An 11,841-nucleotide genomic window follows, 5' to 3' on the forward strand; every position below is an offset into this window, starting at 1 on the left:
TCGCATTTTTTCACTGAAATCAAGGGATTTTTACCATCTTCATTACCTTTTCTGATACAAACGAGAGTTAATTATCATGGAAGTTCACAATTATATTACAGGTATGTATTGAATGGTGAAGCAGATAACAACAGGGTTATGAAAAATGAAGGAGTACATACGAATGGAAATAATACATGAAAATGAATATTTATATAAAATGAAAGATGAAATAGAACCATATCTTGCAATGCGCTGTCAGGAAGGATACATTCCTGGTGCAGAGGATCATCTGCATCGAAAAGATACGGGGATAGTGGGGAAAATTCATGTACAGCGCTACCTGATAGAGAAGCCGAAAGGCGTGATTATAATCAGTCATGGCTTTACAGAAGCAGCGCCGAAATATGATGAGATGATTTATTATTTTCTGAAGGCTGGATATCATGTGTATATGCCGGAACATATGGGACATGGACAAAGTTATTGTCTGACAGCAGATTCATCTCTTGTACATATAGATACCTGGAAGCGATATGTGAGAGATTTTTTGAAAATATGCCATGTAATTAAAAAAACATATCCTGAACTGCCGTTAGTTCTTTTTGCGCATTCTATGGGTGGGGCGATTGGCACAATTGCAGCTGCATGGGAGCCGCAACTGTTTCAGAAGATTATATTGAATTCTCCTATGCTCCGCCCGCTCACCGGAAATGTTCCCTGGCCATTGGTGATTGCTATTGCACAGACGAAGTGCCTTTTGGGAAAAGAGGAAGACTATGTAGCTGGTCAGAAGCCTTATGATGGTGGTGAGACTTTCGAAACCAGTGGATGTACTTCCAGACCAAGATTCGAAAAATATAATGAGATGCGTAAAGAGAATAAAAAATTCCAGGTTAGTGCAGCTTCTTATGGGTGGCTTCTGGCGTCTGTAAAAATGAGTTGGTACATAAAATATTGTGGATGGAAGAAACTGACAGCACCTGTTTTGCTATTTCAGGCAGAAAGAGATGATTTTGTATCTGTAAACGCATTGAGAAAATTTGCAGAGAAAATTAATCATAGAGGAATTACTTCCTGCGAATATGTTTACCTGCCGGGAACCAGACATGAGACTTACCGCAGCGATGACAGGACGATGGAAATGTATTTAGATAAGATTATGAAGTTTATGGATTCAGGCATGGTATCTGACAGTTGTACGTGATTCGTATCTTAATGAAATTTTCTATGCGATTCATGTATCGGAGGATAATCAAATAATGGAAATGGTTTTCTGTTATCAGCATCTCTACTAAGAGAACTGATAACAGGAAACCATTTTTATTATTTGGCTGAGTTTTTATTTAACAGCCGGAAACAGATTACAAAAAAGATAATTCCATATACAGTTGTGATAGGTGTCGCCATTCCAACATAAGTCAGAGATGTTTCCGGTAATCTCGACATAATGATAGATACCGGAATTCGGATGCAGAATGCGGAAGTGATTCCCTGGATCATAACAGGAATACTTTTTCCACAGCCATTAAAATATCCGATACTGCTGAAAAGTACACAAGTCAGTATACAGTCGGCAGAGAAACCTTTCAGGTAAGCGGCACTCTGCGCGATTACCTCGGAATCATTGGTAAAGAAAGAGGATAATACTCCGCCTCCGAAGAATCCTACCATAAAGATGATGATTCCAACGGAACATCCGGTAATGATTGCAGTGTAAAAACCCTTCCATGCCCGGCTTTTCTTTCCGGCACCGATATTCTGTGCAACAAATGCTGATACACTCTGCATGATAGAGGACGGAACCAGCATAATAAAGGAAACGATTTTCTGTGCAATTCCATATCCGGCAGATGGCATCAGACCCATCTGATTGATAACAGAATTTACGACAAGAAATGAAATCTGAACCGTTGTCTCCTGAAGTGCAATCGGCACACCTACGTTCAATATTTTCCCCAACTCTTCCTTATAAATCCGACATTGTTCTCTGGAAAATTCTATAGGCATATCCTGCTTTCTTAATACAACGACAGAACAGACAACAGAGACAAACTGTGCAAATACAGTGGCAATGGCGGCACCTGCAACATCCATGTGAAATACTCCAACCAGAAGCAAATCTCCCAGAATATTTACGATGCAGGCAATTCCTACGAACAGAAGTGGAAGGTTTGCATTTCCCACACCTCGCAGCACCCCGCTGATTACGTTGTATGCAATAATAATAACGATACCGGCAGAACAGATTCTGATATAAAGAATCGTTTTGTCAAAGGATTCAGCCGGTGCCTGTAAAAGATGCGCAATTCCTCCGGCGGCAAATTCCAGTACAAATGTCATGATGACAGCAATGATCAGAAAAAGAATGATCGTAGTTCCGACCGCATTTCCTGCTTCTTTTGGTTTTTGTTCTCCGATGTGATGCCCGATTATTACGGTGGAGCCCATTGCAAGACTTGTAATGATAAAAGTAGCCATCTGCATAAAGGAACTTCCTGTTCCTACTGCGGAAATACTCGAGGCATTTCCAAATTTTCCAACAATCAGCAAATCAACTGCGCCATACGCAGCCTGCAGGATCAATGCTCCAAGTACGGGAATGGCAAACCGAAGCAAAGACTGGAACACAGGTCCTTCTGTAAAACTTATTTCTTTTTTCGACATTTTTTCCTCCTGAGAATGTGGCTTGAATGATTCAGATAGTAACGAGTGTACCAACAAATTGTGACGCACATTTTACAGAAAGCATTTTTCAAACACACTCTAGTGTATTGATTGCTTGTTATCTGAAGCATTTAGATATTATCAGTATAACATAGTTATTGCGCACATTCTACTGTCACGTTGATAACCTTGTAAGTCTTGGAGTTACTGTGTTACTGTTTACTCAGTGCCTTGTAACAATCTTTTTCCATATCAAATAAGCTCCATGTTCTGATTGCGAATATCAGTTGAAGTATGTTACTATAAAAAAACATAGCTATATCATATGATTTTTGACGAGGTAAATCAGATGGCTGGTGACACAGAAACATGATAAGAAAGGCAAAAAACATGGCATCAGAAAGAACAAAAGAATTATACAGGGTTTTGCTCAGCAAGGGCTATCCGAAGGAGCTTTGTGCTGAAATCGCATATAAAAACATGAATACAGATTATACCGCAACCAGAATGCTGGGTTATTTATATCGGTATACAAATCCTAAAATCGAAGATCTGGTAGATGAAATGCTGGCGATTTTAACTGACAGGGCGCAGATAATTGAGAAAAAGGAATCTGAACATGCGCAGGCAGTGATCAGTGAAATGTACCGGAAGGGATTATAAGTGACGAAGAACATGGAGATAAGATAACAATGGAGCAATATTATTACAACCATATGAATAAGGCGAAGCAGGCTGCATATTACAGCATTCTTAGCGGTGTGAAAAACCTGGCGGATGAATTTCAGATTCCGGCATTAGAGGGAGAAGAACTTTATAATGTATTTTTTCAGATGCGTCTGGATCATCCGGAGATATTTTGGGTGAGCAGTTATAAATACCGGTATTATAAAGACTCTCCGAATCTGATTTTTATTCCGGAGTATCTTTTTGATAAAAAGAAGATTTGCGAACATCAAAAGGCTATGACGGCCAGAGTTGAGAAGCTGATTCGCCCGGCTCAGAAGCTGTCTGAGTGGGAGAAAGAGAAGTATGTACATGATTTTATCTGTGAAAATATCCGCTATGACAAACTGAAAAAATCATATTCCCATGAAATTATCGGACCGTTGGGGCAAGGCGTTGGTGTTTGTGAGGGAATCGCAAAAGCAGTAAAGATTTTGTTAGATGCACTGGGAGTCTGGTGTGTGATTGCAATCTGTGGAAATAATCCTGAGAAGGGGATTAAGTATCGCCACACATGGAATATCGTAAAAATAGGAGGTACATATTATCATCTGGATGCGACTTTTGATAATACCCTGGGAAAAGATCGTGAGACTTCTGAAATCCGCTATGATTATTTCAATCTGGATGATTCACAGATTTTCAGAGATCATGAGCCTCTTATTGCACCGGCGCCTCACTGCGGTGATCATGAGCACTTTTACTATAAGGAGAAGAAGCTTTCTTTTACTAAGAAAGAGGATGTGTATAAACGTTCTTTGCAGGCGGCGAAGAAAGGCAGGATACTTATTTTTCACTGGAGAGGCGGTTATCTGACAAAGGAAGTACTGAAGGAATTGCTGGAGCTTATCCGGAAAGCAGGAGATGAGAAAGACAAAACAGCAATGGTCAGCATAAACTGGCCGCAGGCAGTTATTCGTGTTCAGTATACGGATATGCAGGTACAGGAGAGTGTGACAATAGAGGAAGCGAATGAAGGGGAAAAATAGATGTGATAAACATCTTGACTTTTTCCCTGTGAGTGAATATTCTATACTTGTACACGAAGAATAGAATATTTGTTCACATAAATTGCTATAGATGGCAGAAGTGTATTATCTGAAATACTTTTGTTGTTTTGCAGTTTTGAGAATATTGTAAAGGAAATATTACGTTCTTTGACTTTCGTGTCAGGGAACGTTTTTTATTGGGAAGATTTTTACGATATGAGGAGATGAGCAGGCATATGGATGACTTAGCCAGATTAAAAACGGCCATGCAGCTGATTACAGTTGGATTGTGTGAAAAGGACAGAAAAAAGATAAAAGGGGAATACTTTTATAGTAAACGTTTGATTCATGGGATTAATATTTTTCAGTATCTGAATTATAAGTACAATCAGGAAAATTTTGATTTCAATCAGCTACATGAGCAGAAGTTTATCACAGATTATGCAATGAAGCCGGTGAGGGATTGGTTTGAGGGATGGAAAAATACAGAGAACCTGAAGCTTGAAGAACAGGAATTTTATTATATGGAAGAACTGGTTGGGGACATTAGTTCTTGCATGTTTTATGTCAATGACTGTTGCGAAGACTATGTTCAATATTATGTCGAAAAAGATATTATTGCCGGAATTGAGCAGAGAGCAGTTTATGATTGTCTGAAATTATTGGAACAGGATGATTATGTATATTTAAGAAAATATTTCGTTCAACATCCAATTGCAGAGCAGGGAGATTTGAGAAGATTAAAGCTTCGATATTCACAGAATGAAATGGCTTTGCAGGCAATTGAAAATGCTTATGAAGAAATCAGAGAAGATTGTTATGTATGCCCGAAGTGCGGGTGGACATTAAAGAAAGAAAAGTCAAAAATGATATGTCAAAGCCGCTATTGTACTGAAAGCAAACCTTTACAAGAGGAGCTTAACCTTGCAAAGATTGAAAGAAATGATGGAAAATTCCGATTGAAACGTGGAGTGATGATGTATATCTGTACACCGGGAAAACTGGAATTGGAAATTTTGAAATGCTGTGAGAAATATAAGATAAAGAGTTCATTATGGCCGGAATTAGATAAATATGATATTGAGATCGTTTTTGACAATGGAGAAATCTGGGCAGTAGATGCAAAGCAGGTGAGAAATCCATATTTTTTGCGTTCGAATATCAGAAACGCGGGAGGATTTCCAGAGGGCAATTATCAAAAAGCACTTTATGTGATACCGGATGAGTTTAAAAACGAACAGACTGATTACATAAAAATCATAGAAGCTGAATTGAAGAAAATTGGGAAAAATAATATATACTGTGTCACTTTAGGTGAGTTGAAAGAAACATTAAAACTCAAAGGAAACAATGGGACAAAAAAGGAGGCCGCAAATGCAGCAGATAAAAAAGAAATTTAAAGTTTGCTATGACGAAAAAAACAGTCCGCTAAAGTTGCAGCAGTTTATTACTTTTGAGATGGCCCTTATGGTGGCAACATATTTCAAAGCAGGTGCAGATCCGGCTAAAGGCTACATTTTTTTTACCAAGTATCAGAATATTCAAAGAAAAGGGAGCGGACGTAATTTTTATCTGATTCAGAATGCGTCCGTATATCTGAAGAAATATCGTTCTGAAAAGGTATGGAGTGATACATTAGAAAAATACCAGAGGAAGGAATATGACGGAATAAGGCTGTTTGAAATTACAGAGGAAAGAATCGTAAAGTGTGATACGGAAAATCTTCCATATGGAAATCGTGAAGAAGACTACTGGAGATATCTTCTGGCAAAGAGAAAATCTGTTGAGCGAAAATATGCAACGAATGGTGATTATTCATATTATAACAGGAACAATGAACAGAAAAAGATTTATGTGAGTATTCATGAAGACATGATGAATGACGCAGATGAAGGAAAACAACAGAATGAAAAAGATGATAAGGTTACAGACCAGGTGCTTCCGAGAGAGAAAATCGTACTTTCTGTTTCAGATATGCTGGCTGCGGCAGAAGAAATTCATAAAAAGAAAGAGAATGACTATTGCTTAGGTGTTCTGAAAAGTAATCTTATAAAAGAAGTAAATTCAGGGAAAGTGAAACAGGCAGAATTTCTGAAACTGAATCAGGTTACAAATATTGTAGGTATGGTTGGCGCCGGAAAGTCTACGTTGCTGAAGGTTATCGCATATATGTTGGACAAAATGGGGAAAAAGGTTGTGATCGTAACAGATACAGTGGCTGAAGTTTTTAAATTATACGGTTACTTTCAGGAACTTGACTGTAATTGCAGTCCTTTAATCGGAAGAACAGAACGTATAAAGTATATTAATCAGATGTTGGATGAAGATGCTTATTATTTAGGCGAAAATCTTTCAAAATATTTGACAACGAATTGTCTGATTGACGGAATGGATGTGACAAGTGAGAATGCAGTATCTTTTGGAGAGGAACCTTGTGCAAAGCTGGAATGTGGTGGCAAAAGGTTTATCTGTCCATATTTTGATAAATGTCCGACAACTTCGATGCAAAGGGATGCAATGGAAAAAAATATTGTCATTACTACAGTTGCAGGAATGGTGATGAGCAAAGTAGGAATACAGCAGAATATTTTTCTGAAAGAAATTATGGAGAAAGCAGATGTTGTATTCTATGATGAATGTGACAGGATTCAGAAAAATCTGGATGAGTTATTTGTACCAGCGGTAAAATTTAATGATTTCATTATGGAAGTCTCAGAAAGCTGCAGACAATTCATGTGTAAATCAAATAGGGAGCGGATGGATTATATAGAAGATACCCACTATAAAGAGTTGCAGTTGAAATCTCCTACAGTTCTGGTATGTGTGTCTAATGCGGTAAAATCAGTCAGAGAATATGGTGGCAGAAATATATTGTCAGATGCTTTTTCGGCATATACGATGCTGGAAAAAATGAAAGAGGAAATTTCTCAGACGACTCAGGATGAAATATATAAGCTGATGGATGTCAGTAAGGCAGAACAAAGTTCTCTTTATGATATTATGGAAAAATCCTGCGAGAGTGTGATAACAGACCGATTTGAAACATTACTTGGCATCTGGCTGGATCAGAATGAACCGGAGCTTGTTTGGGAAGGCACTGCGCAACTTTCCGGAAAACATCCCGGGAAAAATGAGAAAGAACTCCGAGATATTCAAAAGAAAATAGAGCGGCAAAATAAGAAGAGAATAGAAATCCGCAAAAAAATACAACTGATACTTACCTTGATCGCATTTGACAGACATATACGGAATATAGGAAATGCATTTGAAAATGTATATGAAGATTCTCCAAATAGTGAAAATAGCAATAATGATCTGACAGGATTTATTCAGACACGTTTCAGACTTCAGCAGGACTATCTTCCATCTGCTTTGCTTGGAAATCTGTTTGGAATAAAGCTGACAGATGAAGATGATATTTTGCTGTTCAGACAGTATGCTTATGGAAGAGTTTTGCTGACGGATTTGCCGGGACTGCGTGTAAATGAGAAGGGGGTTTCCACAGGTCCGCATGTTGTTCTGATGTCTGGTTCCAGCTATGCAAAAGGTTCCTATGAATACCATGTAAATGCCGAAATTAATTATATTCTTGAGGCTGGAGAAAATATACGTGATTTTATCTCCAGAACTCATTTTGTAGAATTGGGACTTGCAGAACGGGTATCAGGAAGTCCTTTAGAATCACGAGAAGAAATTTTAAAGAAAGTAGTAGATAAATGTACCCCTAATGTTGTTTCAGAACTGGAGAAAGAAGGGAAAATTCTTCTTGTAGTAAATAGTTTTCGACAAACGAGAATCGTAGCAGAGCGTTTAAGAAGAAATCTGATAAACAGAAAATGTGGAGAAAATGTATGCGAATTGATTTCGGATAAGAGTTCAATTTCGGGTGAGTCTGAGAATTATATCCGGCGCGGTGAGGTATATAGATTTGATCAAAGAAAGGCAAGAATCCTGGTGGCTCCGGCTCTGGCAATTGAGCGAGGACATAATATTGTGGACGAACGAGGACATTCTTCTCTAAACAGTGTTTTCTTTTTGCTCCGGCCGATGGGAATTCCAGATGATGTGAAGGAAAAGAGCATAAAACTGAATGGATATATGGCGGATAAATTATATGATTATCCATATACTGACGCATATGAAAAAAATTTATATGTCAGAAGAGAAGCAGCAAAATTCTGGGTTCGAATGAATCGGACTTCGAAAGAAAGACTGGATAATCTGGAGGATGTGGAAATAAAAAGAGATTTGGTTTCTACTATGTTTGTACTGATTCTGCAGATTTTTGGAAGACTTTGCAGAATTACAGATGCATCCAGGAATCCACCGACAGTTTATTTTGCAGACGGTGCTTTCCGAAAGAGAGATGGTGCAGAAAAAGGGTTTGATACATTAAATGAGATTTATGAGTATCTGAATGAAATGTTGTCAGACCCAGAGAACGGAGAAATCGCAAGAACATTATATGAACCATTTTTTACAGCGTACAAAGGAGATATCAGGCATGAGTAATCTTACAAATATTTATCCAATGGCATATGTGCCAAATAACGATACTGTCTGCAAATTATATTACGTAGGTTTTCCGAAGGCATGGAAAGATAAGCTGATAGAGGTAGAAAAGATAACAAAACCAAGGTGGGATAAAACATATGCGCTGCCGACATATGTGTTGAAAAACAGTCTGGATGCGTGGATGGATGGTTTTGTTGAACTTACACCATTACGGGAAGAGTCCAATGATGAAATGTGGGCAATTTCATGTGAACGGGAAATAAATCTGGAGGAATTAACTGAGCATATGGAAATATGGCTGCATTCGTATTATCTTGGAAACAGCAGATTTCCTGTGGCTGCAAAGCTGAAAATAGAACAGCTGTTGGAAGAAATATCTGTGAAGGAACTGGAAAAATTAAAAGGATGTAAAGAAGTAAAATTATTTGATGAAAATGGTATTCCGACAGAAAGTTATTCTTACTCTGCTTTTTCTCTGATGACAACGAATGCTTTAGCAGGAAAAACTATTTGCATAGATGGACATGATGTGAAGCTTAACTATGCAGGAAAAAATCATCTTATTTCAGATATACAGGAGGAGGGAAAAAAGGCATATTCTTATGGAATTTCATTTTCTCTTCAGACGACACCACCTGAAAGAAAGGCTTTGCTCTTATGTGATTGTCGTATACACAGATGGATACCGGGAAATTGGGCGAAAGAAAAAAACAGGATGCCGTATCTGGAAGAAAAAATAATGGCACATATATGGCTGGAAAACAACAGGATTTATAAGTTGCCGATTTATCAGAAATATAATGATGGAAGAAGAGAGTATTGCTGGCAGGAGACAGAAGAAAAATATTATAATTTATATAATTACAGGCCACTTCCACCAGCTGGGGAAATCATAGAGTCACCGGATATGTATCTGGCAGAGAGTCTGAAAATTACATGTTTGTATAAAAATGGAATGGACAGTAACGGATTTGAGAAGAATATAACGGGGACAGGTGTAAGTGTAGTTGAGAAAAAAAATATTTATGACGGAGTATTTTCCTATATATCCCCAATGGTACAACAGCCAGAAATGCCAGTGAGAGTAGGCAGTACAAAGAATGTACTTAAAAAACTAAACGTAGATGAGATTAACTTTAATAAAGGATTGGATGAAAATCAGCGTATTCAGCTTGCCGGACGTATGCGGGAATGTATAGAGTCAGATATTTTGCATCTGGAAGTTTATTATATGAATGATGCGAAGGAGTGTGCACAGGAAATCATTTCTGAACTTCAGAATATTTTTCAGAACACAGACAATATGACATTTACGATTAAAATGTGTGAATTGGGAAATTTTGGAGCTGCGCTTGAGAGTTCTAAAAGTGCAGCGGTTCTGAAACGAATGAAAGAAATTGAGAAAAAAATCGAGACTGCATCAGAAACTACAGCCTGCGTTATATTATTGCCTGGAAAGGAAAGCTATGGTCAGGAAGATCCTAAAGATGCAATCCGCTGTGGATTTGCATTGAGAAACCGACTAACACAGTTTATAATCCCATGGAAGTCAGGGGAAGAGGAAGATAAGAAAAAGCAAAAAGCTATAGAAACTACCATTAAAAGCAAAATTGCGAGTGCAATTGAAGATTTATGCCGCCAGCTGGGATATGTAAGGACTTTGGATGAAAAACTTATTAATAAAGAGAATATGCTGGTACATACTCCGGTAATTGGCCTTCATGTGATGACACAGATAAAGACATTGTATGGAAAGGCAAGATTCCTTCCATTATGTGTTGAACTGGATTATATCTCAGGGAAAATATACGTGGAATGTGAGGCTTTTGAGAAGATAAGAGTACCTTATAAAAAAGCGGGATTGGAACTGGCAAGGTTAAGCATGGACAGAGACTTTGAGAAAAAGTGTGAAAATGCAGCTAAGGGAATGTTTAAGCAGAAGATGATTATGTGGAAGAATGTATATAAAAATAATAATCTGCTTGTTATGATTGAGGCAAATGGAAACACACGTGCGGTATGTAATGGAATTACAGACGGTCAGATTCAGAAATATACATATTTAGAACCATACTGTCCACAAGAAATAGAAGTAGGTACGAAACAAAATAGTTATAAGATAAGTCTGAATGATTCAAAAGTCCGGTTTATGAGAATAAGACGAAATGGAGAAGTGCCGGATTATTATACAGATTTTTCTAAAAAAGGAGATGGACATGCGCAGACAAGTGGTGTCTTCAAATACAAAGATGTTTACTGGTCTGTTGCTGAGAGACCTAAAGATAAGTCTTATACATGTAGCTATAAGGAAAGTACTTACAGTAAGTCAGAACAGAATTTTGCAGAGCGTGATATGATAGAATTTTATCCAATCCAATTGCAAAAAGGGGATGACCCGAAAGAGTGGGTGATTTATGCCAATTCGCTGCGAAAGGGTGCGATTCAGTATGATGAGGCTGCGGTTCTGCCTATTCCGCTGCATATGGCAGCTAAACTGGAAGAATATATTTTGCAGAAATAAAAAATATTTAATCGAATTGTTATCTGGGATTTTCGTATCTGCTTTTTATGTATATTTTATGCTGCCAAAATATAGACATTTTACGTTTTCCAATGAAAAGATCGGTGCTTATTATACTGGTGTCCGCCGGGTTCTCACTAAGATCTTCGGCAACAGGGAAGTCCTTGCCTATGTCACTGCCACAGAAAATTCTGAGTACCGTACAAAAAGCGTACAGGAGTTTCGTTTTGAATTAAGTCAGGGCATTCGCAGTCAGATATTTTTTGCCACTTTCGTGAAAAATATCGAAACACATATAAAATCAAATGCTATGACAAAGGCCTTAAAACAGCTGATTCATCAACAAGTCTATCTGTGAACTTCCATGATAATTAACTCTCGTTTGTATCAGAAAAGGTAATGAAGATGGTAAAAATCCCTTGATTTCAGTGAAAAAATGCGATT

Annotated in this window: 9 protein-coding genes; 8 read left to right on the forward strand and 1 reads right to left on the reverse strand. The window is 37.8% G+C overall.

The annotated features are described in order from the left end of the window. Nucleotides 1–180, forward strand: a 180-nt coding sequence (locus ACTNC0_RS17755) for a hypothetical protein (RefSeq protein ID WP_441088429.1), incomplete at its 5' end; no start/stop codon positions are given. Continuing rightward, complete coding sequence (locus tag ACTNC0_RS17760) at nucleotides 164–1,186, forward strand: alpha/beta hydrolase (protein WP_441035378.1); 1,023 nt, start codon at nucleotides 164–166, stop codon at nucleotides 1,184–1,186. The genes ACTNC0_RS17755 and ACTNC0_RS17760, both read left to right, overlap by 17 nt. A gap of 119 nt (nucleotides 1,187–1,305) precedes the next feature. On the opposite strand, the gene ACTNC0_RS17765 is transcribed toward ACTNC0_RS17760, so the two are convergent. Then, nucleotides 1,306–2,646, reverse strand: a complete 1,341-nt coding sequence (locus ACTNC0_RS17765) for an MATE family efflux transporter (protein WP_441035376.1) — start codon at nucleotides 2,644–2,646, stop codon at nucleotides 1,306–1,308. A gap of 26 nt (nucleotides 2,647–2,672) precedes the next feature. On the opposite strand from ACTNC0_RS17765, the gene ACTNC0_RS17770 reads away from it, so the two are divergent. The 6 genes from ACTNC0_RS17770 (at nucleotide 2,673) to ACTNC0_RS17795 (ending at nucleotide 11,397) form a co-directional block, all read left to right on the forward strand. Further along, the gene (locus tag ACTNC0_RS17770) at nucleotides 2,673–2,801 is read left to right on the forward strand and encodes a DUF6783 domain-containing protein (RefSeq protein WP_441044556.1); all 129 of its coding nucleotides are present in this window, start codon (nucleotides 2,673–2,675) and stop codon (nucleotides 2,799–2,801) included. 235 nt (nucleotides 2,802–3,036) lie between these two features. Beyond that, nucleotides 3,037–3,309, forward strand: a complete 273-nt coding sequence (locus tag ACTNC0_RS17775) for a hypothetical protein (RefSeq protein WP_441088430.1) — start codon at nucleotides 3,037–3,039, stop codon at nucleotides 3,307–3,309. Between the two features lie 29 nt (nucleotides 3,310–3,338). Next, a complete protein-coding gene (locus ACTNC0_RS17780) occupies nucleotides 3,339–4,361 on the forward strand; it encodes a transglutaminase domain-containing protein (protein WP_441088431.1) in 1,023 nt (340 codons plus the stop codon). Between the two features lie 236 nt (nucleotides 4,362–4,597). Continuing rightward, a complete protein-coding gene (locus tag ACTNC0_RS17785) occupies nucleotides 4,598–5,761 on the forward strand; it encodes a restriction endonuclease-related protein (protein ID WP_441088432.1) in 1,164 nt (387 codons plus the stop codon). Further along, nucleotides 5,736–8,873, forward strand: coding sequence for an ATP-binding protein (locus ACTNC0_RS17790; protein ID WP_441088433.1), 3,138 nt, complete (start codon nucleotides 5,736–5,738; stop codon nucleotides 8,871–8,873). Before ACTNC0_RS17785 ends, ACTNC0_RS17790 begins: the two co-directional genes overlap by 26 nt. After that, complete coding sequence (locus tag ACTNC0_RS17795) at nucleotides 8,866–11,397, forward strand: RNaseH domain-containing protein (RefSeq protein WP_441088434.1); 2,532 nt, start codon at nucleotides 8,866–8,868, stop codon at nucleotides 11,395–11,397. The genes ACTNC0_RS17790 and ACTNC0_RS17795 overlap by 8 nt, the downstream gene beginning before the upstream one ends. Nucleotides 11,398–11,841 lie beyond the last annotated feature (444 nt).

The organism is Blautia sp. HCP3S3_B11 (genome assembly GCF_052064435.1).
Taxonomy (GTDB): Bacteria; Bacillota; Clostridia; order Lachnospirales; family Lachnospiraceae; genus Blautia_A.

Excerpts from the sequence above, each read along its gene's own strand:
- ACTNC0_RS17775 (WP_441088430.1), top strand. The coding sequence starts at position 3,037 with ATGGCATCAGAAAGAACAAAAGAATTATACAGGGTTTTGCTCAGCAAG.
- ACTNC0_RS17765 (WP_441035376.1), bottom strand. The coding sequence starts at position 2,646 with ATGTCGAAAAAAGAAATAAGTTTTACAGAAGGACCTGTGTTCCAGTCT.
- ACTNC0_RS17790 (WP_441088433.1), top strand. The coding sequence starts at position 5,736 with ATGCAGCAGATAAAAAAGAAATTTAAAGTTTGCTATGACGAAAAAAAC.
- ACTNC0_RS17785 (WP_441088432.1), top strand. The coding sequence starts at position 4,598 with ATGGATGACTTAGCCAGATTAAAAACGGCCATGCAGCTGATTACAGTT.
- ACTNC0_RS17780 (WP_441088431.1), top strand. The coding sequence starts at position 3,339 with ATGGAGCAATATTATTACAACCATATGAATAAGGCGAAGCAGGCTGCA.
- ACTNC0_RS17770 (WP_441044556.1), top strand. The coding sequence starts at position 2,673 with ATGATTCAGATAGTAACGAGTGTACCAACAAATTGTGACGCACATTTT.
- ACTNC0_RS17795 (WP_441088434.1), top strand. The coding sequence starts at position 8,866 with ATGAGTAATCTTACAAATATTTATCCAATGGCATATGTGCCAAATAAC.
- ACTNC0_RS17760 (WP_441035378.1), top strand. The coding sequence starts at position 164 with ATGGAAATAATACATGAAAATGAATATTTATATAAAATGAAAGATGAA.